This is a genomic window from Nodosilinea sp. AN01ver1 (genome assembly GCF_050565655.1).
In the GTDB taxonomy this organism is placed as follows: domain Bacteria; phylum Cyanobacteriota; class Cyanobacteriia; order Phormidesmidales; family Phormidesmidaceae; genus Nodosilinea.
Window position 1 is genome coordinate 66,861 of sequence record NZ_JBNXVS010000005.1, and the last position, 26,752, is coordinate 93,612.

Annotated in this window: 25 protein-coding genes; 12 read left to right on the forward strand and 13 right to left on the reverse strand. The window is 56.6% G+C overall.

The genetic code is table 11. The features are described 5' to 3' along the window. Nucleotides 1-39: 39 nt before the first annotated feature. The 5 genes from ACQ4N7_RS06520 to ACQ4N7_RS06540 all read right to left on the reverse strand — a co-directional run bounded on the left by ACQ4N7_RS06520 (nt 40) and on the right by ACQ4N7_RS06540 (nt 5,547). Nucleotides 40-738, reverse strand: coding sequence for a sugar transferase (locus ACQ4N7_RS06520; protein ID WP_430710806.1), 699 nt, complete (start codon nt 736-738; stop codon nt 40-42). Between the two features lie 193 nt (nt 739-931). Next, on the reverse strand, nt 932-2,716 hold the full coding sequence (locus ACQ4N7_RS06525) for a hypothetical protein (RefSeq protein WP_430710807.1): 1,785 nt from the start codon (nt 2,714-2,716) through the stop codon (nt 932-934). Between the two features lie 180 nt (nt 2,717-2,896). Beyond that, nucleotides 2,897-3,982, reverse strand: a complete 1,086-nt coding sequence (gene gmd / locus ACQ4N7_RS06530; RefSeq protein WP_430710808.1) for a GDP-mannose 4,6-dehydratase — start codon at nt 3,980-3,982, stop codon at nt 2,897-2,899. 141 nt (nt 3,983-4,123) lie between these two features. Continuing rightward, nucleotides 4,124-4,552, reverse strand: coding sequence for a hypothetical protein (locus ACQ4N7_RS06535; RefSeq protein WP_430710809.1), 429 nt, complete (start codon nt 4,550-4,552; stop codon nt 4,124-4,126). A gap of 197 nt (nt 4,553-4,749) precedes the next feature. Then, nucleotides 4,750-5,547 (reverse strand): WecB/TagA/CpsF family glycosyltransferase, encoded by a 798-nt coding sequence (locus ACQ4N7_RS06540; RefSeq protein ID WP_430710810.1) that lies wholly within the window; start codon nt 5,545-5,547, stop codon nt 4,750-4,752. Between the two features lie 675 nt (nt 5,548-6,222). On the opposite strand from ACQ4N7_RS06540, the gene ACQ4N7_RS06545 reads away from it, so the two are divergent. Together ACQ4N7_RS06545 and ACQ4N7_RS06550 are read left to right on the forward strand one after the other, a co-directional pair. Then, a complete protein-coding gene (locus ACQ4N7_RS06545) occupies nt 6,223-7,722 on the forward strand; it encodes an SLBB domain-containing protein (RefSeq protein ID WP_430710811.1) in 1,500 nt (499 codons plus the stop codon). A gap of 97 nt (nt 7,723-7,819) precedes the next feature. Beyond that, nucleotides 7,820-10,009 (forward strand): GumC family protein, encoded by a 2,190-nt coding sequence (locus ACQ4N7_RS06550; RefSeq protein ID WP_430710812.1) that lies wholly within the window; start codon nt 7,820-7,822, stop codon nt 10,007-10,009. A gap of 477 nt (nt 10,010-10,486) precedes the next feature. On the opposite strand, the gene ACQ4N7_RS06555 is transcribed toward ACQ4N7_RS06550, so the two are convergent. Next, on the reverse strand, nt 10,487-11,047 hold the full coding sequence (locus ACQ4N7_RS06555; RefSeq protein ID WP_430710813.1) for a PTPA-CTERM sorting domain-containing protein: 561 nt from the start codon (nt 11,045-11,047) through the stop codon (nt 10,487-10,489). 480 nt (nt 11,048-11,527) lie between these two features. After that, nucleotides 11,528-11,620 (reverse strand): PTPA-CTERM sorting domain-containing protein, encoded by a 93-nt coding sequence (locus ACQ4N7_RS06560; protein WP_430710814.1) that lies wholly within the window; start codon nt 11,618-11,620, stop codon nt 11,528-11,530. 7 nt (nt 11,621-11,627) lie between these two features. Between ACQ4N7_RS06560 and ACQ4N7_RS06565 the strand changes: the two genes are divergently transcribed. Beyond that, a complete protein-coding gene (locus ACQ4N7_RS06565; protein WP_430710815.1) occupies nt 11,628-12,179 on the forward strand; it encodes a hypothetical protein in 552 nt (183 codons plus the stop codon). 323 nt (nt 12,180-12,502) lie between these two features. Here ACQ4N7_RS06565 and ACQ4N7_RS06570 read toward each other — a convergent pair whose 3' ends face one another. Both ACQ4N7_RS06570 and ACQ4N7_RS06575 read right to left on the reverse strand, forming a co-directional pair. Next, on the reverse strand, nt 12,503-15,100 hold the full coding sequence (locus tag ACQ4N7_RS06570) for a chloride channel protein (RefSeq protein WP_430710816.1): 2,598 nt from the start codon (nt 15,098-15,100) through the stop codon (nt 12,503-12,505). Nucleotides 15,101-15,312: 212 nt separating this feature from the next. Further along, nucleotides 15,313-15,534 carry a hypothetical protein gene (locus tag ACQ4N7_RS06575; protein ID WP_430710817.1) on the reverse strand — a complete coding sequence of 74 codons (222 nt, stop codon included), beginning with the start codon at nt 15,532-15,534 and terminating at the stop codon, nt 15,313-15,315. Between the two features lie 418 nt (nt 15,535-15,952). Here ACQ4N7_RS06575 and ACQ4N7_RS06580 point away from each other — a divergent pair, with 418 nt between their 5' ends. From ACQ4N7_RS06580 to purD, 7 genes are all read left to right on the forward strand, one after another. After that, nucleotides 15,953-16,126 (forward strand): hypothetical protein, encoded by a 174-nt coding sequence (locus tag ACQ4N7_RS06580; RefSeq protein WP_430710818.1) that lies wholly within the window; start codon nt 15,953-15,955, stop codon nt 16,124-16,126. A gap of 141 nt (nt 16,127-16,267) precedes the next feature. Beyond that, nucleotides 16,268-16,585 (forward strand): 2Fe-2S iron-sulfur cluster-binding protein, encoded by a 318-nt coding sequence (locus tag ACQ4N7_RS06585; RefSeq protein WP_430710819.1) that lies wholly within the window; start codon nt 16,268-16,270, stop codon nt 16,583-16,585. Nucleotides 16,586-16,769: 184 nt separating this feature from the next. Beyond that, nucleotides 16,770-16,958 (forward strand): hypothetical protein, encoded by a 189-nt coding sequence (locus tag ACQ4N7_RS06590; RefSeq protein WP_430710820.1) that lies wholly within the window; start codon nt 16,770-16,772, stop codon nt 16,956-16,958. A 5-nt stretch (nt 16,959-16,963) separates the two neighbouring features. Further along, on the forward strand, nt 16,964-18,100 hold the full coding sequence (locus ACQ4N7_RS06595) for a DUF3326 domain-containing protein (protein WP_430710821.1): 1,137 nt from the start codon (nt 16,964-16,966) through the stop codon (nt 18,098-18,100). Nucleotides 18,101-18,365: 265 nt separating this feature from the next. Continuing rightward, complete coding sequence (locus tag ACQ4N7_RS06600) at nt 18,366-18,797, forward strand: response regulator (RefSeq protein ID WP_430710822.1); 432 nt, start codon at nt 18,366-18,368, stop codon at nt 18,795-18,797. Nucleotides 18,798-18,846: 49 nt separating this feature from the next. Then, entirely contained in the window at nt 18,847-20,088 is a 1,242-nt protein-coding gene (locus ACQ4N7_RS06605) for an ATP-binding protein (protein ID WP_430710823.1), read from the forward strand. A 193-nt stretch (nt 20,089-20,281) separates the two neighbouring features. Further along, the gene (purD, locus tag ACQ4N7_RS06610) at nt 20,282-21,556 is read left to right on the forward strand and encodes a phosphoribosylamine--glycine ligase (protein WP_430710824.1); all 1,275 of its coding nucleotides are present in this window, start codon (nt 20,282-20,284) and stop codon (nt 21,554-21,556) included. Between the two features lie 58 nt (nt 21,557-21,614). On the opposite strand, the gene ACQ4N7_RS06615 is transcribed toward purD, so the two are convergent. From ACQ4N7_RS06615 to ACQ4N7_RS06630, 4 genes are all read right to left on the reverse strand, one after another. Further along, nucleotides 21,615-22,448, reverse strand: a complete 834-nt coding sequence (locus ACQ4N7_RS06615) for a DUF3598 family protein (RefSeq protein ID WP_430710825.1) — start codon at nt 22,446-22,448, stop codon at nt 21,615-21,617. 92 nt (nt 22,449-22,540) lie between these two features. Beyond that, nucleotides 22,541-23,047 (reverse strand): MogA/MoaB family molybdenum cofactor biosynthesis protein, encoded by a 507-nt coding sequence (locus ACQ4N7_RS06620; RefSeq protein WP_430710826.1) that lies wholly within the window; start codon nt 23,045-23,047, stop codon nt 22,541-22,543. Between the two features lie 10 nt (nt 23,048-23,057). Beyond that, a complete protein-coding gene (psb28, locus tag ACQ4N7_RS06625) occupies nt 23,058-23,393 on the reverse strand; it encodes a photosystem II reaction center protein Psb28 (protein WP_430710827.1) in 336 nt (111 codons plus the stop codon). A 195-nt stretch (nt 23,394-23,588) separates the two neighbouring features. Next, on the reverse strand, nt 23,589-24,263 hold the full coding sequence (locus ACQ4N7_RS06630; protein WP_430710828.1) for a hypothetical protein: 675 nt from the start codon (nt 24,261-24,263) through the stop codon (nt 23,589-23,591). A 139-nt stretch (nt 24,264-24,402) separates the two neighbouring features. Here ACQ4N7_RS06630 and ACQ4N7_RS06635 point away from each other — a divergent pair, with 139 nt between their 5' ends. Continuing rightward, entirely contained in the window at nt 24,403-25,848 is a 1,446-nt protein-coding gene (locus ACQ4N7_RS06635) for an MFS transporter (RefSeq protein WP_430710829.1), read from the forward strand. Between the two features lie 191 nt (nt 25,849-26,039). Then, complete coding sequence (locus ACQ4N7_RS06640; RefSeq protein ID WP_430710830.1) at nt 26,040-26,642, forward strand: fasciclin domain-containing protein; 603 nt, start codon at nt 26,040-26,042, stop codon at nt 26,640-26,642. Nucleotides 26,643-26,752 lie beyond the last annotated feature (110 nt).

Here is a 26,752-nt window from a genome sequence, read left to right on the forward strand (position 1 = left end):
ACCTAATACTTACCCGTTTGCCGAAACTATTGTTTTACCCTAATAGGCACCTCGGCTTAACACCACTGAACCAATTGTTTGCCAAATCAAAGCCATATCATGCCTCAAAGACCACTGGGCCTGATAATCCAGATCCATTTTGACAATGGCCTCAAAGTCTTTGACGTGCGATCGCCCCTGGGCCTGCCACTTACCCGTTAGCCCTGGCTTAACATTCAGCCGCTGCCAGTGGTGAGCCTCGTACTGTCGGACCTCGGCCACTGTGGGGGGGCGCGTACCCACCAGGCTCATGTCCCCCTTCAGCACATTCCAAAACTGCGGAAACTCGTCTAGGCTAGTGCGCCGCAAAAAACGACCCACCCGCGTAATGCGAGGATCATTCTCGTTCTTGAAAATTAAGCCCTGGGCCTGATTTTCGACCAGGTGTTGTAGCTCATCAGCATTAGACACCATTGAGCGAAATTTCCAAATGCGAAAGGGGCACCCACGATACCCACAGCGAATTTGAGAGTAAAAAACTGGGCCGGGGTTGTCAAACTTGATGGCGATCGCAATGGGCAGCAGTAAGATCAGCAGCACCAGCATCCCCAGCAGGCTCCCTACAATATCTAGACATCGCTTAAGCCATGACGTTGCCGCAGGATGGGTAGACCACGAACCAACGCTTTCTGGAATAGCTAGATCGACTTGAAGGTCAACCGCCTCGGCCCGAAAGAATGAACGCAAGAGAGAAAACATAAATCTGCCAAAGGTTAGAATTGTGCGTAGATCAAATACTGACTGGTAGATAGTCTCTACGACCCTCAGATGCGCTATCGCTCCGCAAAATGCACCCGTTCAACCCAGCAATACATGAGGCTGACAGTCTTTCAGATACGATCATGCCGCAACATGTTCCACGACACTGGTAAGCGAACTGGCCACCCTATACTTAGCTATTGGCAAACGTATACCCTGCCGGCAGGTCTGTGAGCATTATTTTGGTCTGATCAGTTGAGCTAACAAAGACTGTTTTAAGGTTGGGCAAAGACTCGAATTCAGAGATCGTCTTTTTATCACTATCAGAGTTAAAAAATCCGTGAGAATAGCAAATTAAAGGACAATCTGCGTCATCAGTTACCCAAAATACTCTGGCAGGTTGGCTCAGGTAAGCTTCCTCCCAAAATTCTTCGTCAGGAATGCGTCGAATATCTATAGAATTTCCTGGGCTAAAGTAATTCATGTACTTAGGGTAACTTTGAGAAAAAAATAAAGCCTTAGGGTTTTGATTCCTCAACTCGACCAATAAATTCAAGGCCTCCTCGCTTTCAGACAATATTGAATTACTGGGGTAAGGAATATTGAAGCTTATGCTGGGCTCTAGCCCAAAAGGTAGCACCATCAAAGACTTGGCCCCATAGTCGGCGAGGTAGTAGGCCGGGGCGATCAACAGATTAAACAGCACAAAGGTAAGCACAAGCCCCTTCGCCATCTGTTTGTACAACGGAAAAAACTGAGGCAGCGTCAATAGCCTATAGGCAATTAAAATCAGGCAGGTCTTGAGCGGGTAGTAATATCTCTCTTGCTCAAGCAGACTATAGGCCACCACAAAGGCGGTCGCGGACGAAAATAGAATGAATGAGATCAGCAGATTCGAGAGCAACAGGGAAATCTCTAGCTCGGACTTCTCTGACCTACCTTGATTTATGCAGGCTCTTTTGTACTGCAACAAAACTACGGGAAGCGATATAAAAAGCAGCAAGAAAGCCAATCCAACGAAGATGTTTAGAGTTGAATTTATTGCCAAAAAATCTTGAATTCTGCGCGGATCGATGCCGGTCAAGAAATACAGGCTAGAAAAACTCGAAAAAATTGCATCGACGGAGTTAAGGAGCCACTGACTAGCACTCTCATCTAGATACTTTGCGCCATGGTCATACAGCAGGCTATCTAAAGAACCTGCATCTAGCTGAGCTTTGGCCTCGCTGTTGAATAAAAAGATCGGGAACACAACAAGGCTAGTGGAGGCAACAAAAATACAGCCCGAGATAGGCATTGATTTTACCCTGGGAAAAAATTGATAGACGATCGCTAAAAAAGTCGATATCAACAAAAAGCCACTAGCGTAGCGAAAAGCTAGCAGCAGACCGATCGTCAGCCCTAACAACGCCGTAGCGGCCAGGCAAAAGCGGCTTCTTAGCGTATAGAGCAGCAGCAGGATAACAACGGGGGTGCCCGCCCACAGAAAAATATCTGTGCCTTGAATAGTCCATGAAGGGGTATAAACCAGAGGCAGAATTGCCGCGATTACCAGGTTTAATGGAATAGATTGCATCCCAACTTTGATGGGGTTTAGCAGGCACCGAGAGGCAATCACAGCCCAGGCTACCCAACCAATGAAAACAGTAAGGCTGTAGATAGTTTTAAGGGCGATCGCCATCGGCATACCCAGCCACAGTAAAGCCGCCACCAGCAGTGAGAGGCCAGGCGGAAAGTGGATCAATGGTTCTGAAATAGGAGGCAGGCTGAGGTCGAGTTGTGGAGAAAAGGCATTTGTCAACCCCAGGCCTTGGGCTAGGCGATGGGCCGCATCGAGCTGAATGCTTAAATCCCAGCTGATCTGAAGCGGGCCAAACAACCGAATTAACGTGATCAGGGCGGCGATAATCAGTAGAGTTACAAAAACCCCAGTATTTCCGCCGCTGAGGCGAGAAAGGGTTGCGTTAAGGCGAGCCATGTTTAGATCCTCAGTTTCTGAGCCTTTCTGCGATCGAAACGTCGTGCTCCAATACCAAAACAGGTCCTTTGACTAAGGGCGAAAACACGTTCCTCAGCCCTTGGGTCTATAGATCAACAAAGGGTTTAATGTTGGCTGGTGCGCCATACAGAGCAATGACGCACCAAAAAGGGCTTTAACCTACCCCACCATCAAACTTTCACCCCCGCCCGCCCGCAGGGTAGCCCGGTCGAGCACGCTGGTGGCTGCACTGCCGTTGAGCGTCACTAGGCCCAGAGCTTGCAGGTCAGCTTCGACCATCAGGTGTACCAACTCCTCAAAGGTGACGGTCGGCTCCCAGCCGAGCTTGGCCTTGGCTTTGCTGGGGTCGCCGATGAGCAGTTCAACCTCAGCAGGGCGCAGGTAGCGCTCGTCGAAGGCCACATAGTCTTGCCAGTTGAGGTTGACATGGCCGAAGGCTAGCTCCAAAAATTCGCGCACTTCGTGAGTCTCGCCCGTGGCCACTACGTAGTCGTCGGGTGTGTCCTGCTGCAGCATTAGCCACATGGCCTGCACGTAGTCTTTGGCGTAGCCCCAGTCGCGCTTGGCATCCAGGTTGCCCATGTAGATCTTGCTCTGCTGCCCCGCCACAATACGGGCCACGGCGCGAGTAATTTTGCGGGTGACAAAGGTTTCGCCGCGCCGGGGCGACTCGTGGTTAAACAAAATACCGTTGCAGGCAAACATGCCGTACGACTCGCGATAGTTGAGGGTTTGCCAGTGGGCATAGACCTTGGCACAGGCGTAGGGGCTGCGGGGATAAAACGGGGTGGTTTCGCTCTGGGGCACATGCTGCACTTTGCCGTACATTTCAGACGAGCCTGCCTGGTAGTAGCGCACGTCAATGCCGGTGCGCTGGCGGTAGTCGCGAATGGCCTCCAGCAGCCGCAGGGTGCCCATGCCCACTGCATCGACAGTGTACTCGGGCGAGTCAAAGCTCACCCGCACGTGCGACTGTGCCCCCAGGTTGTAAATTTCGGTGGGCTTTACCTCTTCGAGAATGCGGCGCAGGGTAGTACCGTCGGTGAGATCGCCGTAGTGCAAAAACAACCGGGCGGTGGTGCTATGGGGGTCTTCGTAGAGGTGGTCAATGCGATCGGTGTTAATGGTCGAGGTGCGTCGCACAATACCGTGTACCTCGTAGCCTTTTTCTAATAACAGCTCGCTTAGGTAAGAACCATCCTGGCCGGTAATGCCAGTAATTAGGGCTTTCTTTGAATTAGTCATAGGGCTTTTAGATGTAAGTGAACAACGATAGAAGAAAGGGTGAGATCAGTGAGGAGGGTGAATAGGGGAAAATGCAAAATTCAAAGTTCAAAATTTTGAATTCATTCATTCCCATCCACCTATTTACCATCCACACATCCCCTACCCAATGCGGCCAAAATCCTTCACCCCGCCATACCGGGTTTGCCGCGCCTGACGACGGGTAAACTCGCCCACGGTTGGGTTGCCCGTGGCCAAAATGACTCCGGTGGCCTGCATCCACAGCGTCTCTGGCACCATACTTAGGCTGTACTGGTTAGCTCCGGTCTTGCGAACGTGGTACCACTGGGTGGCCTGGCAGCGATCGCACCAAAAGGCTTCTAGCCATTCCCCCTGCAGCGGTACCGTGCCAAAGCTAGCAACGAGGGTTAAGGCGGCCCGGCGGCTGAGCCCATGCTGTTGTAAATGCTCAGGCTTGGTGGCAAACAGCGGATACTTTTGGCTAACGCTGTCGAGATAGTTGCCGTGGTGAGGACACAGAATGCTCCGTCGTTTAGACCGATTTCGATTGCGCGATCGGGGCTGAGTCATAGTCAGTATTGAGGGTAGATACGGCTCTAAATTCAGTTTCTAGAAAAAACCTGAAAATCAGGACAAATCTTAGCGATTAAGAGCGATTCAGGCAGAATGTCACGACATCTATACAGTCTTTTCTTATTCCAACAGATGTTGCCCCACCTCTACAGCAGAGCTGGGGCAACCACGTCTATTTTACTGTTCAACCCGGTCTAAAAAGCCCGCAACATACGATGAATACGACGGTGTACTCGCGTAACTACGACCTGCTTTATTGACAGATAAACAAAGGGAGGAATAGTTTTAAAGTATCGCTGCCACAGTCGGCCTGGCTCTTGAATAAGCCGATAGAGCCACTCTAAGCCCGACTCCTGTACCCAGGTCGGGGCATGTTTTTTAATGCCGGCATAGATCGGAAATACGCCGCCAATACCCACCATCGCCGCCTTAATTTTAGAGCGATGCTGATACATCCAAATTTCCTGTTTAGGGCAGCCCAGGGCAATAAATACAATGCCAGCCCCGCTACGGTTAATCGTCTGCACCACCTGGGCATCTTCTTCTGGCGTTAGCGGGCGAAAGGGCAGAGGCTCCATGCCTGCAATAGTAAGGTTTGGATACTCTTGCTCTAGCCGCTGCCGCATTTTATCGAGGGTTACATCGTCGGTGCCCAGGAAATAAACTGGCAACCCTGTCTCAGAAGCCCGCTCACAAACTTCCTGCAAAATGTACATACCCGCCACGCGATCGTGGGTGCTTTTACGCAGCAAATTTAAGGTCCACACCAGGGGCATGCCGTCTGGGGTCAACAAATCTGCGTGGTTTAAAACCTTGGCAAACGTGTCATTCCAGCGGGCTTCCATCAGCATATGTACATTGGCTACGCACACAACTCGACTTAGCCGCTGCTGTCCCCAATGCATAATTAGATCAATTTGCTCTGCAAAGGGGTTAGTGGCAATCGAAAACCCAATTACGGACTCACTAACGAGATTTTTAGAGATTGACATGATCCTAAGGAGCTTAAAGGACAATCTGCGGTAGACGCCCCGGTAGGATTTGTCAGTGAAACCTTAAGTAGCTATATCGGATAAATGTTCAGACCAGGACTTAACTAAGCTATGGCCCTGATAAAACACCAATGACGCACGTTGTCTAAAAAAGTTCATTGTTTAAGTAAACAATATAGGTTTGACTGGCAACAATCAGCCTGCCAAAGATAGCGGTGACGAGATGCTTAGTCCAACCAAAGTTCTTAAGTTATTAACCATAGGGCTAGCTAAGTACTCTCTACGGGAAACAAACCAAGGCTTCAGGTTGATAGGGCTAAGTTGAACAGATGCCCTGAAAATAGTTTTCAGCTAACTATTCCAACCGTTTACCCCAAACCTGTAAGCGTAGATGACCGTGCCTCAGACCATAACTGGAGGGGATGGCAAAGGCGGTTAGCGGGAATGCACCGTTAAACAGTAGCACGTACATAACTTAACGTGGCACACTTTTGCTTGACCAGTGAAATTACGCATTCTGCTTCAACTTATCTTGGCAACTAGTCACTATATACAAAAGTTGTGTGAAAGGATCAGGAAAATTACAGGTTCCCTTAAAAACCGTTCGGATTCACGGCGAGACCCACGGATAGTAGATAGACGCAGGGCCATTTACTAGAGAAGTGGAGTCTATTCATGTCTAAATCGCTGAAACACCGTCTAAGCTTAGCTCTGGCAGCAGGACTACTGTTCATTGGCATCGACGGCCTGTATCCCAGTAAATCCCAGGCTCAGCGCATGCCGGGGGGCAGTTTACCCTCTGTACCTCTGGCCGAGCCAGTGCAGTCGAGGCAGCCAGCAGCACCGGCTCCTCGCCTTTCGGCCCCCGCAGCCAATGAGCCCTATACGCTGGGGGCGGGCGATCGCGTCCGAGTCACGCTTTTTCAACTGGCTGACTACAGCGGCGAGTACGACGTTCAAGTCGATGGCACTCTCAACCTAGCCCTAATTGGGCCAGTCGTAGTAGAGGGGTTGACCGTTGAGCAGGCCACAGCTCTCATTTCTAACCGATACGCCCAAACCCTGCGCCGCCCGATTGTCACCCTCAACGTGCTGACCCGCCGCCCGGTCGAAATAACGGTTGCCGGAGAAATCAATCGGCCCGGCTCCTACGCTATGGATGCAGCCAATTACCCCAAGCTAACCCAGCTATTTGAGATGGCGGGCGGCGTCACCCAAAGTGCTGACCTGCGCAACGTACAGATTCGGCGGCAGCAAAATGGCCGTACCCAGTTGCTGACCACCAACCTCTGGCAACTTCTCAACGCTGGAGACACCAATCAAAACCTGAACCTGCGCGATGGCGACAGTATCTATATCCCCTCCACCCTGGTGCCGCTAGATGAAGGTCCTCTGATTGCCGCCTCTAACCTAGCGGCTGACGGGTCTCAGCCGGTCAGCGTAGCCGTGGTGGGCGAAGTATTTCGCCCTGGCCCCTACCTATTACGGGGCGGGTCTACCCGTACGGGCAGCGCTGGGGTACCCGGTGGCGAGCAAGGTTTTGCTGGCAGTCCGACAACAGTCACCGATGCCATTCAGGTGGCTGGAGGCATCAAACCCCAGGCCAATATTCGTCAAGTCGAGGTGCGGCGCACCACCCGCAGCGGCAACCAGGATGTGTTTAAGGTCGATCTGTGGGAAGTGCTCCAGGGGGGTAATCTGCGGCAAAATGCCATTCTGCAAGAAGGCGATACGGTCTTCATTCCCACAGCTACCGGAGAGATTGATCCCGGTGAAGCCACTCGTCTGGCAGAAGCCAGTTTGTCACCCGACTCCATTCGCGTCAATGTGGTTGGTGAAGTACGCAACCGAGGATTAGTCAGTGTTCCTCCCAGTACCCCACTCAACCAAGGCATTTTGGCTGCCGGTGGGTTTACCAACAGAGCCCGAGAAGACGTTGTTGGTTTAGTTAGACTCAACCCCGACGGTAGCGTTACCCAACGCGAAATCTCCGTTGACTTTACTCAGGGCATCAATAACGAAAACAACCCTATTTTGCAGAACAACGACATTATTATTGTGGGCACATCGGGGTTAGCAGACTTCTCAGATACCCTCGGCAGCATCACCAACCCAATTGCTAACCTGCTGTTTATTTTAGGATCACCCTTCCGATTCCTAAACTTATTTAATTGACGAGTTAGCTCAACTCAATCGGCTCAACTGAGCCCGTAACCGACGCACACGCCTGGTCACCCAAACTCACACCAATACTTAATTTTAGGAATCAGGGATGAAAGCTCAAACTCTTCAGCCGTCTCTTCTACCACCATCCAGCCCAGCGGTAGAACCCCTACAAGAGGGAGGATTAGATTTTGGTAGTTTGCTCTCTATGCTCAGGCGGCGGGCGTTGCTGATTGCCGGTGTAACCGCAGTGGTGACCGCAGCAGCAGGGGTGAGAGCTTATCTAAGCCCACCCACCTACTCCGCTGGCTTTGAGATTCTAGTACAGCCCCTCAGCGCTGAAACGGAAGTAATTTCTGCTCTATCAGATGTGCCCATTAACCGTAAAGAAACTGAGCTGCCACTGGCCGATAGAATCAGAATTTTAACCAGCCCCAGCGTGCTTCAGCCCGTAGTCGATGACCTGCGGGCCAAGGGCATGATTGGCTGTATACCGCCAGGTCAGACAGAAGCTAGTGATGAAGTCCTGAACAGTCAGTGTTTTAACCGTCTAAGAAGCGGAGTAAACACTCAGCTTGCTAAAAACTCAAGGATTTTTAGAACAACCTACAACGGCGGCTCTGAGCGAGATGTTGAGTACATCACTAATTTGTTGGCGCAGACATTTTTAGATTACGGGTTGGAGTCTCGTAAGCAAGATCTTCAGCTAGGCCTAGATTTTTTAAACGATAAAATTCCTGAGGCGGAACGGCGGGTCGATAGCTTACAGGCCGAGTTGCAAAATTTGCGACAGACCTATAACCTAATCGACCCAGGCTCCCAAGGGGGCAACATTTCTAGCCAAATTAGCAGCTTTGAAAAGCAGTACCAAGATACACTCATCGAACTAGAGGAAAATATAGCTCTCCTTGAGGATCTGCAACGGGCGTTGACCCAGCGTCCCCAAGATACGGCGGCATCACCTGCTCTAAGCAATAGCAGTCGCTACGGTGCCCTGGTAGAGAATCTGCTCTCCTTAGATAGCCGTATTGCCGCTGAGTCAACCCTTTACCTAGACAGTAGCCCTAATATGCAGGTCTTGCAGGAGCAGCGACAGAATCTATTGAATCTGCTGGCCCGCGAAGGAGAAGTCGCCCAGGCAGAACTGATGGGCCGCATCGATCTGCTGGCTGCTCGCGAGTCCGCCCTCTCTGAAACCCTGGCGTCGTTAGATATAGATGTCAATGAGCTAGCTGAAATCACCCGCCAGTTTACGGATTTAGAGCGGGATCTGACGCTGGCTAACAATAGTCTTAGCGAGCTACTGGTGAGGCGAGAAAACCTTCAGGTTGAGGCGGCTCAGCGAGAGTTGCCCTGGGAGTTGATCAACCCTACCAGCGTCTCGACTCAGGTGGCCAACCTGCAAAACAGTCTTATATTGGGCTTTTTGCTGGGGCTACTGGTGGGATCTGGGTTAGCTTTTCTACTAGAAACCCAGCGGGATGTTCTCTATACCCCCAAAGATCTCAAGCGGGTTACTCCGGTGCCTATTCTAGGCTTAATTCCCAACAATATTGCGGTTGAGCGCGGCTACGACGAGCAGTATCTGCTGGGGCTATACCAGCCTAATGCCGACCCCATGCACAGCAGCAACGGCAACGGCAAAAGACCCAAAAACAGCGACGTCCTCAAGGAGGATATCTTTGCTTATCGAGAGGCGTTTCGATCGCTGGTGGCCAATCTACAGCGGCTCGATGCCGAACATCCGCTGCGATCGCTGGTGATTAGCTCAGCCGACAACCAACTGGCTGACTCAACAACGGCGGCCTATCTGGCCTGGGCCGCCGCCGAACTGGGTAACCGGGTACTGCTCATTGACGCCGATCTGCGTTTTCCACATCTGCACAACTTTTTAGAACTGCCCAACGACCAGGGCTTTGGCAATATTTTGGCAGGCGAACTCGATCTCAAGAATGTGATTAAGCGATCGCCTACCGAGCCCAATCTATTTGTTTTAACTACGGGCACCACAAAGATCGATCCAGCACGGCTCCTGTCGTCAACTAAGATGGCGCAGTTTATTGCTAAAACTGAGTCTTACTTTGACTTAATTATCTACGACTCGCCGCCGTTTGCTGAGTACGCCGACGCCGCCCTGTTATCAGCAGAGACCAGCGGACTGGTGCTCGTATCGCACCTGGGTACCGTTAAATCAGTCCAGCTTGAGCAAACGCTAGAAAAACTCTGGATTGCCAAGATTCCGTTAGTGGGCTTGATTGCCAAAGAGGCTACCTCTAAACCATCGCTGCTGCCGGTGTAGAGCTAACCAAAACCACAGGAGACTGAGGGACTGCGATCGCAGTCCTTTTTTTAAGGATAATAGCCACTGCCAGAACGGTTAGGATAATTTGTGTCAGCAATTTGTGTCAGCTTAGGACGACGGTTAATGTGCCAGTGCGTTGACCCAGCTTTAGTCGATAGCAGTGGCTTTTATCCTAAGAACAATGATCAGCGCTATAAGAAAATAATCATAGATATATCAATGGATTAGGGGTTCTCCCTGCCTCCTTTTTCAAAAGGAGCCTGAGCCTGTTCAAAGTTCCCTTTTGCAAAAGAAAAGTTGGGAAATCGAAGCCTCAAGCCACCCGTTTTTCCAATGCCTAGATTTGCTCTCTTCCAAGCGTTCTACTAATCCTGACTTCAGGGCTAAAAAAGTATCTTTGCTTATGGACAAAAAATAGCCCTGGCATTTAACACCAGGGCCGCTTTGTGAATCTAGGCAAGCACTAATAAACGCCTAGGCTTGCTCAGCGTCCTCTTCGCCGTTGCGCTTGCGCAGCGCCGCAACACCCAGCCCCAGCAGACCCGGCAGCAGCGCGGGTGTGGGAATTGGAGCGGCGGTGATGTCCGCAGAGTACGATGAGCCGTCAATCCGAAGACTACCCTGAGCACTAAATGAGCCGCTGCCATCCAGCCCAAGAGGTTGAAAGACACCCTGAATACCAGCTACAAAAAAGCTGCTGGGGCTTCCTGGAGGTAGAGGCCCCCCAAGCATAACCCGAGTTAGGTCAAAGGAGGTCAGGCTAAAGGTCAGGCCATCCTCCAGCCCCGTCAACCAGTTGTCCACAGGGTTAGCCAGGTTCCAAGTGTTGACACCAGTGGAAGTCAGGTTGAGGTTCCCCACAGTTATCTGGGTATTTGCAGGGCCAAAGACTCCATCAGCGCCAGCTGGAATAGTACCTGGATTGGTGAACGTCAACGCTCCAGTGGCACTATTGAACTGAGCAAAACCCGTAAAGCTGAGCGTTTGCTCAGCGATATCGGCAACAGTCAGGGCGTAGGCCGGGGCAGATACCATGGCAGCCCCACCAGTAATTACAGAAACGGCAGCAACGCCTAAGCCGACAGATCTAAAATTCATCATGTTGAACCTACCTATTAATTGATTGGTATGTACAGAAGAGCAAGCCATACAATGGCAGACCACAGTTCGTAGAAACGACCTATCTTCTATGCACCTTGGTAGATACGATGACTATCCCCTAGGGGAACCCTGAGTTTTATAAGGATGTGAACCCTGAATTAATTGGCTGGTCTAAGTGTATACACCGAGTTGTGTAGCGCCAATGACAGCTAGCCCATTTCACCATAGCTTTAAGCTCAATGCGGCCCATCCATCAAACCCCTAGCTTGGGCAAATCGACCGCAAAAACCGGCCAGCAAACCATTCAAGCTGTCCAAAGGCCCCTTGGAAGCAAAAAAGCCCCAGTACTCGGTACTAGGGCTCTTCACAAAGCCTGCTTATCAATCAGCTAAGCTATGGGTATTGGGTACCTGCTTAAGCTTGCTCAGACTCGTCTTCGCTGCTGCGCTTGCGCAGGGCTGCAACCCCTAAACCCACTAATCCAGGCAGCAGCGCCGGAGTTGGCACAGCGGTGATGTCAGCAGAGAAGGAAGACCCCTGCCTAAACGCCAAGTTGCCTTGGGCTGTGAAGCTACCGTCTCCGTTCAAGCCCGAAGGGGTAAAGAATCCAGCGACTGTAGCCTCAAAGCTACCAGATGGGTTGCGGGTGAGGTTAAAGGTTTCGAGGGTGAACCCTATACCGTCAGCTAGCCCGCTGAGCCAAGTAATCGAACCACCGCTGAGTGACCACGAGGAAGCCGTCGTCCTCTCCAAAGCTAAGTCTCCGATGGAGAAAGTGCTAAAGAGGGAGCCAAAGGGCGAATTGCTGAGGATAGTCGCGGTACCACCCGGAGTTCCAAACGCAGAACTACTGTCAATAAAATCCAGTGTGGCAATGTTACCGACACCAACGTTAGACAGTTTGGCAGAGCTACCAAAGCTCAGGTTTGCCCCAGCAATTGTTGCGGCCTGTACAGGAGCCTCAAGAACCACAACAGCCGAAAAGGCAGCGGCGGCACTTAGGCCGAGACCAAAAGCTTTCAAACTCATAATTTGTATCTACCTCGTGTGTATGAATGGATACTGACCCTAGTAGGGCCAAGAGCAAAGGCTTGCTCTCGATACAACAGTCGGTAGTGCACCTGGGAGTAACCTTACACTTAGCGTCCTAAACGGCTCGATATGCCTCACTCCTGGCTAACCAAAAAGCCAACTCAGCAGTGCAGGAACGCACAAACTCGGCAGATGTTGCTGGAAGCCACTCGTAAAGCAAATTGATATGTCTTTTAAGTGTCTTCCGCTTTAGACATACCTATAGATGTATTGAGACAGCTGATAGATTCCCAAATTTTTGTAATTTACCTGAGCTTTAAAAAAGGATCGACTTCAGGGCCGCTCGCCTCTATTTCTTCAGGTTTCTACCTGGCGCAACAGAATCACAGTGACCTCGGTCTGCTGAGCAATTTCTAAAGGCACATTGCCCTTGATCACCTGGCTGAGCAGGTTTTCGCGCGAGGCCCCCAGCAAAATGGCGTCGGTGCGGCACAGGCGCGCCATATCGATAACCGCTGCAGATACCGAGGGGTGAGTGAGCACCTGGGTGTAAACCGGACGGTGCAGGGTTTCCTCTAGCCCATCGGCCATTTCAGACAGGTGCTGGAGGGTTAGACATTCGCCTTTTTCGGGGTGGCAGATGGTGCAGAGCTGGATTTCGGGGGCGTGACCTAGGGTGAGCAGGCCCGGCAGCAGCTTTTGAGCGCTCTGGGCATTGGGGCCACCTGCGGTGGGGATCAGCCAGCGATCGAAGGTGAGGTTGCGGCCGGGGCGCACTACCACCACCTGGCAGGGGGCCTGGCGAATGAGGGTATCGACCACGCCGCTGATTACGCGGCCCGGGGTGAGGGTGGGGTGGTGCCAGCCCATTAACACCAGGTCGATGTGGCGATGTTTGATCACCTCCAGCAGGGTGCGGCCAATTTCATGGGCGGCTCGCACTTGAAAATGCACCGACAGACCGCTGTTGGCGGCGTAGGACATAGCTAACTGACGCAGGGGCTCGACTTTGTGCAAATCGACTTTGGCCTCGGCGGGGGCAACGCTGCGGGGTACTGATACCACATGGACGCACTCTAGCTCGTAGTGCAGACCGTGGGCGATCGCCGCCGCAATCTTGATCAAATCGGGCGCAGTGCGAGGGTCAGCCAGCGGCACCAGCAGACGGCCCTGGCCAGTGGCGGGGGCGCGCTGCTGCAGCACCACGTAGGAGGGTTCGGCCTGGGGGCCAAGTTCGGGCAGTTCGCCGCTGACCTGATCAGACTCGGCTCGAATAATATCGGCGCGGGTGATAATGCCCACCAGCTTGTTGCCCTCGGTGACGGGCAGGCGGCTGAGCTTGAGCCGATTGAGCAGGTGCAGCACTCGGGGCAGGGTGGCGTTGGGCGCGACCGTTACCGGGTGGGGGGTCATGATGTCGGCCAGGGTGAGGTACTGGTCGAGCCCCTGAGCTGCGGTTTCGCCGAGGTCGCTCTGGGTGACGATGCCCACCAACCGCCCCTCGTCGAGCACGGGAAAGCCCCGGTGGTGCGATCGCGAAAAGGCCTGCACCACCTCAGGCAGAGTCATCTGGCTAGAGAGGGTTTCGACCCGGCGCTGCATCAGGTCGGCGGCCTTGAGGTGGGCCCAGGGGTTGTTGGCCTGGGGCACTGGCTCCAGGTGAATGCCCTGCATGGCCAGCAGGCGGTTATAAATAGAGCCGTTGTTGGCGCGGTCAGAAATCAGGTAGGCGATTCCCGAGCCAATCATCAGGGGCAGCACCAGGTTAAAGTTGGCGGTCATCTCAAAGACGATCACGATGGCGGTGATGGGTACCCCCGTCACCGCACTAAAAAACGCCCCCATTCCGGTCAGGGCGTAGGTGGTAGGGCTGGCCAGCGCCTCGGGCAGGGGCCAGGCCCCAAAGCCGCTGTAGACCCCCTGGGCCAAAAAATTGACCAGGCAGCCCAGCGCCGCCCCCAGCACCAGCGACGGCGCAAAAATGCCCCCTGCTGCCCCCGAGCCGTAGGCCAGCAGGGTGAGCAAAAACTTGACCACAAAGGCGATCGCAACCAGCTGCCAGCCCGCCGACCCGGTGACGAAAAACTCCTGTAGGCCCGTGTTATCGACCGCCGCCACTGGCAACAGCATCCCCACCAGGCCCGTCACCAGCCCCGCCAGGCCAATGCGTCCCGGCAGCCCCAGCCCCTTAAACTGGCGAAAAAGGGCCAGACTGCCAAAAATACCGCTGCGAAACAGCGACCCCAGCAGACCCGCCGCCAGCCCCAGAATCATCAAAAAGGGCAGGTCGTGTACCGACAGGCTAATCGGTCGAGAGTCCATCGCCAGGTTTAGCCCCTGACCGCCCAGCAGCCGCGACACCACCGCCCCAATAAACGAGGCCAAAATAGCGCTGCCCAGGGTAAGGTCTGAAAAATCCTGCAGCAGCTCCTCGACCACAAACAACACCCCGGCGATGGGAGCATTAAACCCCGCCGCCAGGCCCGCCGCCGCCCCCGCCGAAATCAGCTGCCGTCGATACTCCGGTGAGGTCGGTACCCAACGGCTGAGCTGGGCCGCCAGCGCCGCCCCAATCTGCACCGTTGGCCCCTGCCGCCCCAGCGACAGCCCCGACCCCAGCGCCAGCAGCGTGCTGCACAGCTTGACCAGCGCCACCCGCAGGTTTAGGGGAATTTTGGCAAAGCCCAGAGCCGCCTTCACCTGGGGAATGCCGCTGCCCGACGCCTCGGGAGCAAGCCGCTCGACTAAAAAGCCCGACAGCCAGCCGCCAAATAACCCGATCGCAGGCAGCACCAGCCCCAGCGGCAGCTCACTTGAGGTGCGCCACAGGGCCAGCCGCTCAACCCCCTGCTTGAGCAGCACCGCCGCCAGCCCCGACACCAGTCCAATGACGCATGCCTCAACGATGGCAACCCGCTTGCGGCTCAGCAACGGCTCCAGGCGTTTTTGCAGCATTAGACTAGCAACAGTAAGGGGCAGAACAGTGGGTATGACGCTAACCCAAAGTGTAGCCCTTCAGGCTTTTCTAGCCTAACGATCTGGCGGCGGCTATATCTACGTTGATTGGGTGTGCGGCGTGCGGCGTGCGGTTCACGGAAGGACTTGAACCGCGCACCCCGCGCACCCAAACCGTCCCCTTAACCAATTACTTTTGGCCTGGTAAACCCCTAGGGGTGCAGCTCACAGTCGGGGAAACGGCCCAGTCCGTTGGCTTCCACGATGGCGTTGCGGCACCGCAGCGGCGACTTGCCGGTCAAATCGGACAGGCGCTTCAGGCTAATGGCAGGCGTTGAGGAGTGGGGAGCCGTCATATAGAGCCTGTAGGCCGCTTCTAGCACCTGATCATCAAGCAGCAGAGGTCTAACGGTCGAACTGATGACATCCAGCATGGCGGGTAGGGGGAACTCTATACCTAAGCATATTTACTGAAATTGACTGCTAAACCGTCTGCCCAGGGGCAGGTTTTGGGGGACACAGAGGGAGGAGGAGGTGTAGGGGTGCGTGGATGGTCCCTGAGCGGAGTCGAATGGGGGTCGTGGATAGGTGGACGGTCCCTGAGCGGAGTCGTTCGCGTTAGCGTCTCCCGCAGGGAGAAAGGGGCGTGGATAGGTGGACGGTCCCTGAGCGAAGTCGAAGGGGGCGTGTGGATGCGTGGAGCAGCTTTTTGCAGAGTGGAGATGAGAAATCCAAAATCTAAAATCCAAAATCTAAAATCCTAAATCCCCGAGTCCTCAGTCTCTTCGCTAGCAAGGGTGCGCCGAAGGGCAAAGTTGTTTATGCTGTCGATGATGGGCTTTAGGGAACGCTATGGAACTGCAAATGATTCGCGATCGCATCGCCACAATTCGCTCTAAGCGGGAGGCGCTGATTCAGCTGCTGGAGCAGCCGGACCTGGGCACCCTGCGCATTGATGTCAACCAGGCGCTCGAAGAAATGGACGACCTGCTGGAAGAATTTGACCGCACCTTCCCGATGGGATGACCCGCTGAGATGATAGGTTGAGATTTGAACTGTAGTAAATCAACTCCAGGTCGTTGAGCGTTGCCAGTAGGAGCGCTCAATTTGAACTGAACGGGTTACTGTCTCTATACAATCAATTCTCTAAACTCCGCTCAACCTACTATGGCCACTAGCTACACCGTCGAAATTCATCATCAGGGCACCACTCAGACCCTCACCGTACCCGAAGACCAAACCATTCTGGATGCGGCCCAGGCGGCGGGGCTAGATCTGCCGACCTCCTGTGGGGCAGGGGTGTGTACCACCTGCGCGGCGCTGGTGACGGAGGGGGAGGTCGAGCAGAGCGACGGCATGGGGGTGAGTACCGAGTTGCAGGCTGAGGGATACGCGCTGCTGTGCGTGGCCTACCCCCGCTCCGACATCAAGTTGGAGACCGAGAAAGAAGACATCGTCTACCAAAAGCAGTTCGGCCAGGGCTAATTCGCAGATCTGTAGATTTGTAGGGTGGGCACTGCCCACCATTAGCTTTTGGGAAAGGCGAGGTAGGGCAACAATCTAGATCTATTGGTTTAGTCAGGCCAGATCGCTGCACTCTTGCGGTATTCAGTGGTGGGCAGCCCACCCTACCTCGGCTAAATGGGGTTTCGACAGGATTAGTTCACCGATGGCGTTAGCCACTCACTTCATTACCATTGATGTCAGCCTAGAGAAGACAGGCGGGGATCTGGTCAGCGCCATTGAAGCGGCCCTGGCTGAGCGGGGTGAACCTCTGCGCTGGGCCATCACCCAGGTTAATCCTGCTGCCCAAACCGCCACGGTAGAGGCCGTGGTGACAACTCTTTCGCATCCCTAACGGCTATGACTCAAGCTGTACCTGCCCAAGCTGCGACTAGTCGTCCCTATACTGCGGTACTGGTGGTGCCGACCGGCATTGGCGCGGCGGTGGGGGGCTACGCCGGAGATGCGCTGCCGGTGGCGCGGGCGATCGCCTCGGTGGTCGACACCCTGATTACCCACCCCAACGTGATGAATGGGGCGCAGCTCTACTGGCCCTTGCCCAATGCCCACTATGTTGAGGGCTATGGGCTAGACCAGTTTGCGGCGGGGCGCTGGGGGCTGCGCCCGGTACACCGCAACCGTATTGGCCTGGTGCTCGACGCCGCGATTGAAGCTGACCTGCGTTGGCGACACCTGCAGGCGGCAGACGCGGCGCGAGCGACTTTGGGGCTGGATTTGACCGACTACGTGGTCACCGATGCGCCCCTGGCGGTAGAGCTGCGCCGCGCCGAGTCGGGGGCCACCTGGGGCACCATTGGGCGGCCCGATAGTCTGCTGCGGGCGGCGGAGCGATCGCGCGCAGCTGGGGCAGAGGCGATCGCCGTAGTAGCCCGCTTTCCTGACGACACCGATGCCGATGCCCTGCAAGACTACCGCCAGGGGCACGGAGTCGATCCGCTGGCCGGGGCCGAGGCGGTAATTAGCCACCTGGTGGTGCGCACCCTGAGATTGCCCTGCGCCCACGCCCCGGCCCTCAGTCCGCTGCCGTTGGATACTTCTATTTCGCCCAAGTCGGCAGCCGAAGAAATTGGCTATACCTTTTTACCCTGCGTGCTGGCCGGGCTGAGCCGGGCTCCGCAGTTTGTGGTTGGCCCCCGATTGAGCGATTTTGGGGGCGGGTCTAGCCCGACCTCTAGCCCCACTCTATGGGCCGACCAGGTCGATGCCATTGTGGTGCCGGCCAGCGCCTGCGGCGGCAGCGCCCTGCTGAACCTGAGCCGCCGAGCGCTGGCGATCGCCGTTGAAGCCAACACCACCGCTCTGGCGGTGAGCCCAGAGGCCCTGGGTATAGCTGTAGTGCGGGTGGGGTCTTACCTGGAAGCGGTGGGGCTGCTGGCGGCCCATCGAGCCGGGGTTCACCCCCAGGCGCTAACGGCCCAAATGCCCCAGCTCAAAGAGTTTCGCCCCGCCGCAGAGGTTCATCCCTTGGGCAGATAGAAAGCCCAGATCGGCTTTCTACAATTAACTCTGGAGGAGGCCGGTTGGGATTCACAGATTAGCCTGATCGCTAGCTGCTGTCCGATCGCGGTGTTAACCCATTCTGGAAGGCCGTGAGCGATCGCGTTAGCCTACCCAGGTGCATTTCGCCTGAATGGCATCTGCGGCTTTTGTCGGTGCCGTCGATCGCGGCGATCTGGCGCTAGCGATTGTGGACTGGTACGCTGAGTTGGCCTAGCCTCCACTGTTGTCACAGGATCACGTTATGCCAAAACGCACCGTCAACGTCTTGCTAGTCGAAGATGACGAAGTAGACGTGATGAATGTACAGCGGGCCTTCAAGCGCAACCAGATCGATAACCCTCTCTACATTGCCAACAACGGGTTAGACGCGCTTTCGATGCTGCGCGGCAGTGACTCTGAGCCGCCATCGGTACCGGGGCATCGGCGGCTGGTACTGCTCGATATCAACATGCCGATGATGAACGGGCTAGAGTTTTTGCAGGAGCTGCGCCAGGATGCCTCGCTGCGATCGACCCCCGTGGTGATATTGACCACCTCTGACGCCGACCAGGACAGGCTAGAAGCCTACCGTTTAAATGTGGCAGGGTATATCTTAAAGCCAGTGACTTTTGCTACGTTTGCAGAGGTGATGGCGTCGCTTAACCAGTACTGGGCACTGTGTGAAATTCCCTAAACAGGCCCATTGGCAGCCGCCGTGGGCCGGGGGAACAGGGGCTACACGAATGGGTAAAGTGCTGGATATTTTGCTGGTAGATGATGATGCCGTCGATCGCATGGCCATTTGCCGAGCCCTAGACCGCGCTGATCTGGCGGTGAAGGTGACCGAGGTCAACAACGCCGAGGAGGCGATCGCCCACCTCAACCACGACTCCTACGACTGCGTTTTTTTAGACTACCGCCTGCCCGAACAGGACGGGCTATCGCTGATTCGGCAGTGGCGTGCCGAGGGCGTAACCATTCCGCTGGTGGTGCTGACCGGCCAGGGCGACGAGCAAATCGCCGTCGATCTAATGAAGGCGGGGGCCAGCGATTACCTAATCAAAACGCGGGTGTCTCCCGACCGTCTGGCGCTGCTGTTGCGCAATGCCCTGCGAGTCTACGAGGCCGAACAGCGAGAGGCCTCAGCCCTGGCCCAGCTGCAGCAAACCAACGTTCTGCTCACTAAGCAAAACGAAGAGCTAGAAGATCAGCGCCGCTACATTGAAGATCAAAACTTCAAGCTGATCGAAGCCTACCGGGTGAAGTCAGAATTTTTGGCCACCATGTCCCACGAGCTGCGCACCCCCCTAAACGCCATCTTGGGCTTCTCGCAGATTCTCGACAGCCAGTCGAAAGGGCCGCTCACTGCCCACCAGGCCGAGATGGTCAAGCGCATTTTTACCAACGGCAAAAATCTGCTCAGCCTGGTCAACGACATTCTCGACCTGTCGAAGCTAGAGGCCCAGCGGCTGACGCTGACCCCCACCGCCATTGACCTGCACGGGCTAGTCGAGTCGACGCTATCGGATCTGCGATCGCTGGCCGACGGCAAGACCCTAACGCTCAAAAGCGACCTCAGCCTCAGCGATCCCATCGTCATCAACGACGAGCATCGCCTGCGCCAGGTGCTGGTCAACTTGGTTTCAAACGCGATTAAGTTTACCGATCGCGGCCAGGTGGGGGTCAGCGTTACCGAGAGCGGGCCTAGCGACATCACCGTCACCATCGAGGATACCGGCATTGGCATTGCCAAGGAGCAGCTGCCCCACATTTTTGAAGCCTTTCGCCAGGTCGACCAAACCATTCGCCGCCAGCGCCCCGGCACGGGCCTGGGGCTGGCGATCGTGCATTCCCTGGTCACGGTCATGGGCGGCGCGATCGCCGTCAGCAGCGAGCCAGGCCGGGGCACCACATTTACCGTGACCCTCCCCCGACAGATTGCCGCCCTGCCCTCCAGCGAGACCTTTGGCCTTGAGGTTTGGTAGCTCAACCAGCGCCGCGCGGGTCACGCTCCTGCCGTCCTGCCCACCGCAAGCCTCCACCGGCCAGGCCGCATCTTCACCCTTTGGTGACGGGCAGCGGCGGCCAACATGTAGCCTTTACAAACTTCAGCAATTTAGCTGTGGTTTTAGCTGGCAACATGGGAAAATGAAGGGCGCATTTTTTGGAAAACTGCCTGTGAAAGCTCTTGTGGTCGGCAACGGTGGCCGTGAACATACCCTGGCCTGGTCGCTGCTGCAATCGCCCCGCATTACCGAAGTGGTCTGCGTGCCCGGCAACGGCGGCACCGCCACCCTACCCCACTGCCGCAACCTGGCCATGAACCTCGACGCCTTCGATGGCATCGCTCGCTTTGCCCTGGTCAACAATCTGGAGCTGGTGGTGGTTGGCCCCGAGCAGCCCCTGGCAGAGGGCATTACCGACTACCTGCAAAAGCAGGGGCTCAAGGTGTTTGGCCCGGTCCAGGCCGGAGCCCAAATTGAGGCCAGCAAAGCCTGGGCCAAGGCGCTGATGGTGGAGGCTGGCATTCCCACCGCCAGGGCCGAGGTTTTTACCGACGAAGCGGCGGCTCTAGCCTACCTGAAGCAGGAGGGTGCCCCCATCGTGGTGAAGGCCGACGGGCTGGCGGCGGGCAAAGGCGTTGCCGTAGCGCAAACCCTAGCAGAAGCGAACCAGGCGGTCAGCGATGTCTTTAGCGGTCGCTTTGGCAACGCGGGCCGTCAGGTCGTCATCGAAGAATTTATGACCGGGCAGGAGGCCTCGGTGCTGGCCGTTACCGACGGGCAAACCATTCGCCCCCTGGTGCCCGCCCAGGACCACAAAGCCATTGGCGAGGGCGACACGGGGCCAAATACCGGCGGTATGGGGGCCTATGCACCTACGCCAGTGGTGACGCCCGCGATCATGGCGCGGGTGCAGAGCGAGGTGCTAGAGCCTGCGATCGCCACCCTGCGCCGTCGGGGCATTGACTATCGCGGCGTGCTCTACGCCGGGCTGATGATTACCCCCGCGGGCGATCCCAGGGTGGTGGAGTTTAACTGCCGCTTTGGCGACCCTGAGACCCAGGCGGTGCTGCCCCTGCTCGAAACGCCCCTGGACGAGGTGATGTTGGCCTGCATTGAAGGACGACTCGATGCCCTAGAACTGCGGTGGAAACCGGGTGCCGCCGCCTGCGTAGTAGTAGCTGCCGAGGGCTACCCCGGCAGCTACCCCAAGGGCATGGAGATCTTCGGCTTTGAGGAAGCCGCCGCCACCGGAGCGCTGGTGTTCCACGCTGGAACCCGCCGCAAGGGCGACAGCATTGTGGCCGATGGCGGGCGCGTGCTGGGGGTAACGGGGCTGGGCGACACCTTCGAGGCGGCGATCGCCAACGCCTACGAAGCAGTTGACAAAATCTGCTTCGAGAACATGGTCTACCGCCGCGACATCGGCTATCGGGTGATGGAGAGATGATGGATGGGGGGATGGGGAGGTTCAAAATTGAGAATTTTGAACCTCCCCATCCCCTTCGCTATAGCTTGCGCTCAGTGACCAGAGTCAGGCTTACCCAGGTGCCCTGGGCATTGTAGGTGCGAATTAGCCGCTGCCGCAGGGTGGGACCAATCAGCCAACCCGCCTCCAAAAAGAACGGCTGCCCTGGCTGAATTGCGGTCGGAAAACTGGCCGAGGCTCCCCCCGATAGGCAGAGCACGGTAACTGGCTGGCTGCCCTGCTCAAACCGCAGGGTGGAGCCAACTACCTGCCCCTGGGACTGAATGGCAGGGCCTTGGCCAAAGTTGAGGGTTTGGCTCACCGTTTCCGGCCCGGCCTGCCGAATTTCTAGCCGAGTCGCCATCGTCTGCGGCGGCTGCAGGTCGGGAAACACCGTTTCCGCTTCGCCAACCCAGGTGCCGACCAGCTGCTCCACCCTCAGCTCGGGGCGGGGCGTCGGATCGGTTTCTGCCAGATGTTCTCGAATCAGGGTCAGGCTGCCCAGGCTGGGCTGCTTAGGAAAGATTAAGGCGACGCGCAGCCGCTCAGCATCGTGAATTAACCCCAGCTCAGCCCCAAACTCGCTCACCGGGCTGCGCTGAATTGCCCCCTGCGAAAACGCCCCGGTTTCGCAAAACAGCACCCCCCGCCCCAGGGAACTGTACTCCAGCACCGTTTCGCTCGGCGGCTGATCGGCAGGGCGTTTGCGAATGGTCTGGCGCATAGTGTTGCCCTCGTTAAGTGGCATCAGCGCCACCTCCGAGGGCGTGTCTTGCTGAACGTGCCCCGCCGGAGAGATCTGGGTAAATGACCCCACCCAAACGCCCTGGTTTTTGAGCAGGCGCGCCCACTGGGACGAAGCAGCTGAGGCCATAGGAAAAGACTGCACTGGGAAGAACGAAGTTGCGAAGAACAAAGGGTGGATTGACTCAAAGAGACACCCGTTTTTCGCCTGCCCCCACCTGGTCAGCCCTGCATTTGGCTGACCAGGTGGGGTAGCTCAGGCAAAATCAGCGCCTTCATCGCCAGGGTAACGGCGTTGCTCGACCCCGGCAGCGAGAATATCAGCGTCGATTGGTAGACCCCAGCCACGGCGCGAGACGCGATCGCCCGCGAGCCAACCTCCTGAAAGCTGAGCTGGCGAAAGATCTCGCCAAAGCCGGGCAGGGTTTTCTCCAGCAGGGCGGCGATCGCATCGTAGGTAGTGTCGCGCGGGGCAATGCCCGTGCCGCCCGTGAGAATGATGCTGTCTACCTCAGGCCCCTGGGCCAGGGTTTGACAGAGGGGGCCTATGCGATTGGGCTCGTCGGGCACAATCCGGTAGTCGTGCACCCGATGGCCCGCCTCAGCCAGCAGGGTTTGAATAATCTGCCCGCTGCGATCGGTCTCGACGGTGCGGGTATCGCTCACCGTAATCACAGCGCAGCCCACGGGCCGCGACAGCGTCTGGGAGTGGGCCTGGGGATGGACCATAGCTTGAAAATTAGCTCTTGGTAAAGCCCAGACCGTTTTGCTCGGCGTAGCGGTTCATAAACCGCATAAAGCGATCCCACTCGGCTTCGCTCTTCATCACGTAGGTGGCCTCAATGCCCGCTGGTTCGCCGTTGACAAACTTGCCGTTGACGTCGCGGCTCGTCATCTCGCCCTCTTCATCGACCAGGTACATGCCGGTAATCTCCACCCCCTCGTTCTGAGAGAGCGCCTGGGGGTGGTCAAAGTAGAAGGTAGCCGTACCGTCTGAGCCATCCTTAGCGCGGGTGAGGCGCACATCGGGAATGACGGGTTCTGCAATACCACGGGAAAATTGAATCTCGGCCATGCCAAAGGTCCTAATCTATGAGTGCCATTTGTTAAGACTTATTGTCGCATGTTACCGGAACTGGAGTAGTCACCTCACCAAACTCCACTCCCACCCACGCACCCATCCACGCACCCACCCATCCACGCCCCCCTTCGACTCCGCTCAGGGACCGTCCACCCATCCCCGCACCCACCCATCCCCGCGCCCACTCCTTCAAGGCGAATCCCCCACCGGCTCTCCCATCGGGTCACCCGTCAGCACCGTCAGCGATTCCGCCAGGGCCACGGCCTCCTCGGGGGCAACATCTTCGCAATCCTGTAGATCCTCAAACAGATCGCCAATATAGGTGGCCCCAATTAGCCGATAGGCCCCGGAACTGCCCATCAACCAGTCGGTGAAGAGGTTGGACTCAGGAAACTCGGCGCTGAGTTGCGCGTCGGTGAAGGGGCCGTAGTTGAGGCCGTAGCCGCGATCGCCAAACAGCGGCGGCTGAATCGGCAAACGGCTTTCGGTAGCAGGCATGTCGCCGACGCCCGTGGCGGCAAACTCCACGGCAAAGCACTGGCCGCTATCGCTTTGGTAAACCACTAGATAGCCAGGGCCAGCTTCGCTCTGGTCAACCCGCATTTCGACAATCGAAAACGACGGCGGCACCTGGCCCGGCACCACCACATCTACGCCCAAACTGCTAAGCTGGCTGGTCTGGGTCGGCGACATCTGCGCTAAAAAGGCTCCGTCGGGCGGCGGCGGCGGCCCGTCTGCCGAAGCATTGAGGGGGGCTGAGGTGTCGGCGGCAGACTGCTCTGTGGAGCCGATTTGCCCGTCGCAGGCGGTTAGGCCCGCCGCCAGCAGCAGCACGGTGGCTGCGATCGCCGTCTTGGTGGTCATGGTGCTTAGTTACTCTGCAAACGGATACTCTGCAAACGGGGCCGACGCTATCTTATCGCGATGCCCGCCGTCTGCCTGAGCTTGGCCTGGCGGCCAACACCGCCAACCGAGGGTAAACCTGTGGCATGATAAACCCCTGATGCCCTGGAGCCTGATACCGTTGCGTAAGCTGCCGCCTCTGCCTGTCTCGGTGAAAGTGTTTTACGGCGTAGGCGAGCTAGCGGCAGCGGTGCCCGCCAGCCTGTCGGCGTTTTTTGTGCTGTATTTTTTTACCACCGTGGCGGGGCTGAGCCCGGCGCTGGCGGGGGCGGTGCTGCTGTTTGGCCGGGTGTGGGACGCCATTAACGACCCGCTGATTGGCTGGCTGAGCGATCGCACGGTATCGCCCCTGGGTCGCCGCTATCCCTGGATGCTGGGCGGCGTAATTCCCCTGGCGATCTGTTCGGTGCTGCTGTGGACGGTGCCGCCGTTCCCGACTCAGATGGGGGTGTTTGCCTACTACATTGTGCTGTCGATTTTTGCCTTCGCGGCCTTTACGGCGGTGCAGCTGCCCTACACCGCCCTGGCGGCGGAGCTAGCCGACGATTACGACGAACGCACCGACTTGATCGGTATGAAAGCGGCCTTTAGCATTGGCGGCAGCATTGCGGCCCTGCTGATGGCCCAGGTAGTTTTTGGGCGGGTGGCCGACCCGGCCCGTCAGTTTTTTATTTTGGGGGCGCTGTCAGCGAGCCTGGCGGTGGTCATTATTGGCCTCTGCGTGGCGGGCACCTACCGCCGCTACTGGCAGGTGCAGCGGGGGCGACCGCGCCTGACGACCGCCGCTAAAGCCCCGGCCCTGCTGCCCCAGCTGCGCAGCGTGTTTAGCAACCGGGCCTTTCGACAAATTTTGGGCCTCTACCTGTGCGGCTGGATGAGCGTGCAGGTGACCGCCGCCATGCTGCCCTACTTTGTCGGGGCCTGGATGGGGCTGCCCGCCACCCACTTTGCCCAGATGGCGCTGGCGGTTCAGGGTACCGCGATCGCCATGCTCTGGGGCTGGGACTGGGTGGCCAAGCGCACCGGCAAGCGCACGGTATTTTTGCTGGGGGCACCGCTGGCGGCGATCGCCCTGGGCGGTCTGGCTACGGTGCAGCCGGGCCAGGTGGTGTGGATGTACACCCTGGGAATTTTGGCCGGAATTGGGGTGGCCACGCTATATATGGTGCCCTTTGCCATGCTGCCCGATGTGATTGACCTGGACGAACTCAACACGGGCCTGCGGCGAGAGGGGCTGTACTTTAGCGCCCTGGTGTTTTTACAGAAGCTGGGCCTGGCCCTGGCGCTGTTTATCTCGGGGCAAATTTTGAGCGCCACGGGGTATCTGGCCACCGCCGAGGCTCAGCCCGAGGCGGCGCTCACCGCCATTCGGCTGCTGATTGGCCCGCTGCCCGCCCTGCTGCTGGGGGTGGGGCTGTGGTTTTGCTACCGCTACCCCATTACCCGCGATCGCCACCAGCAAATTTTGCTGGCCCTAACCGCCCAGCGCCAGCAGCGTCTCGATACCGACGACTCCAGCTCTGATGCTCCTGTTCAGGAGGGTTAGGCCGATCCAGAGCCGTGAGACCGGGGGCGTGGTCAACCGTAGGACAGATATTTTTGCGTTTTGGGAACAAAACTTTCACTCCTCAGATGGAGGAGGAATACCTGACGCATTGTTAAGTTCTCTGAAGCGTGTTCATGCGCTGACTTCGCATGCATGTTTTTTATACCGTTTCGAGTGTAAGGACTTATTACATGGCTATTAAGCGTTCCTCTCAAGCTAAGCGCTGGCTGGCTGGTTTTGCGAGTGTTGGTGCTGCCGCGCTGCTAGCAGCCTGTGGCGCAGAAACTGCTGACCCCACCGCCGAGACTGTTCCTGAAGAACCCATGGCGACCGAAGAGCCTGCCACCGATTACTCCACCGCTGCCGGTGAAGATACCGTGGTTGATGTGGCGGCTAGCTCCGAGGAATTCAGCACTCTGGCCCAGGCGATTGAGGCCGCCGATCTAACCGAAGCTCTGTCTGCCGAAGGCCCGATTACGGTATTTGCGCCGACTAACGAAGCCTTTGAAGCTCTCCCTGAAGGCACTCTCGACGAGCTGCTGCTGCCCGAAAATCAGGAGCTGCTGCGGCAGGTGCTGACCTACCACGTGATAGAAGAAGAAGTAACCGCCGCTGAGGCCACCTCTGGAGAAGTGCCCACCGTCGCCGGTACTCCCCTGACGCTGGAAGTAGACGAAGCTAGCGGCGATGTCATGGTTAACGAAGCCATGGTCGTTGAGCCCGATATTCAGGCCAGCAACGGCATCATCCACGGCATTGATCAGGTCATTCTGCCCCCCGACCTGGCTCTCTAGTCAATGCCTCTAGAGAGGTGCTAAAGCCATCTAGCTACCTCCCTTACCTGGCAAAATCCCGACTCCTGCCAAAACCCAGGGCTGCGGCCCTGGGTTTCTTTGTGTCTCTT

Coding starts and splice junctions, on each gene's coding strand:
- ACQ4N7_RS06520 (WP_430710806.1), bottom strand. CDS start 738: ATGTTTTCTCTCTTGCGTTCATTCTTTCGGGCCGAGGCGGTTGACCTT.
- ACQ4N7_RS06525 (WP_430710807.1), bottom strand. CDS start 2,716: ATGGCTCGCCTTAACGCAACCCTTTCTCGCCTCAGCGGCGGAAATACT.
- gmd (WP_430710808.1), bottom strand. CDS start 3,982: ATGACTAATTCAAAGAAAGCCCTAATTACTGGCATTACCGGCCAGGAT.
- ACQ4N7_RS06535 (WP_430710809.1), bottom strand. CDS start 4,552: ATGACTCAGCCCCGATCGCGCAATCGAAATCGGTCTAAACGACGGAGC.
- ACQ4N7_RS06540 (WP_430710810.1), bottom strand. CDS start 5,547: ATGTCAATCTCTAAAAATCTCGTTAGTGAGTCCGTAATTGGGTTTTCG.
- ACQ4N7_RS06545 (WP_430710811.1), top strand. CDS start 6,223: ATGTCTAAATCGCTGAAACACCGTCTAAGCTTAGCTCTGGCAGCAGGA.
- ACQ4N7_RS06550 (WP_430710812.1), top strand. CDS start 7,820: ATGAAAGCTCAAACTCTTCAGCCGTCTCTTCTACCACCATCCAGCCCA.
- ACQ4N7_RS06555 (WP_430710813.1), bottom strand. CDS start 11,047: ATGGTATCTGCCCCGGCCTACGCCCTGACTGTTGCCGATATCGCTGAG.
- ACQ4N7_RS06565 (WP_430710815.1), top strand. CDS start 11,628: ATGTCAGCAGAGAAGGAAGACCCCTGCCTAAACGCCAAGTTGCCTTGG.
- ACQ4N7_RS06570 (WP_430710816.1), bottom strand. CDS start 15,100: ATGCTGCAAAAACGCCTGGAGCCGTTGCTGAGCCGCAAGCGGGTTGCC.
- ACQ4N7_RS06575 (WP_430710817.1), bottom strand. CDS start 15,534: ATGCTGGATGTCATCAGTTCGACCGTTAGACCTCTGCTGCTTGATGAT.
- ACQ4N7_RS06580 (WP_430710818.1), top strand. CDS start 15,953: ATGGAACTGCAAATGATTCGCGATCGCATCGCCACAATTCGCTCTAAG.
- ACQ4N7_RS06585 (WP_430710819.1), top strand. CDS start 16,268: ATGGCCACTAGCTACACCGTCGAAATTCATCATCAGGGCACCACTCAG.
- ACQ4N7_RS06590 (WP_430710820.1), top strand. CDS start 16,770: ATGGCGTTAGCCACTCACTTCATTACCATTGATGTCAGCCTAGAGAAG.
- ACQ4N7_RS06595 (WP_430710821.1), top strand. CDS start 16,964: ATGACTCAAGCTGTACCTGCCCAAGCTGCGACTAGTCGTCCCTATACT.
- ACQ4N7_RS06600 (WP_430710822.1), top strand. CDS start 18,366: ATGCCAAAACGCACCGTCAACGTCTTGCTAGTCGAAGATGACGAAGTA.
- ACQ4N7_RS06605 (WP_430710823.1), top strand. CDS start 18,847: ATGGGTAAAGTGCTGGATATTTTGCTGGTAGATGATGATGCCGTCGAT.
- ACQ4N7_RS06615 (WP_430710825.1), bottom strand. CDS start 22,448: ATGGCCTCAGCTGCTTCGTCCCAGTGGGCGCGCCTGCTCAAAAACCAG.
- ACQ4N7_RS06620 (WP_430710826.1), bottom strand. CDS start 23,047: ATGGTCCATCCCCAGGCCCACTCCCAGACGCTGTCGCGGCCCGTGGGC.
- psb28 (WP_430710827.1), bottom strand. CDS start 23,393: ATGGCCGAGATTCAATTTTCCCGTGGTATTGCAGAACCCGTCATTCCC.
- ACQ4N7_RS06630 (WP_430710828.1), bottom strand. CDS start 24,263: ATGACCACCAAGACGGCGATCGCAGCCACCGTGCTGCTGCTGGCGGCG.
- ACQ4N7_RS06635 (WP_430710829.1), top strand. CDS start 24,403: ATGCCCTGGAGCCTGATACCGTTGCGTAAGCTGCCGCCTCTGCCTGTC.
- ACQ4N7_RS06640 (WP_430710830.1), top strand. CDS start 26,040: ATGGCTATTAAGCGTTCCTCTCAAGCTAAGCGCTGGCTGGCTGGTTTT.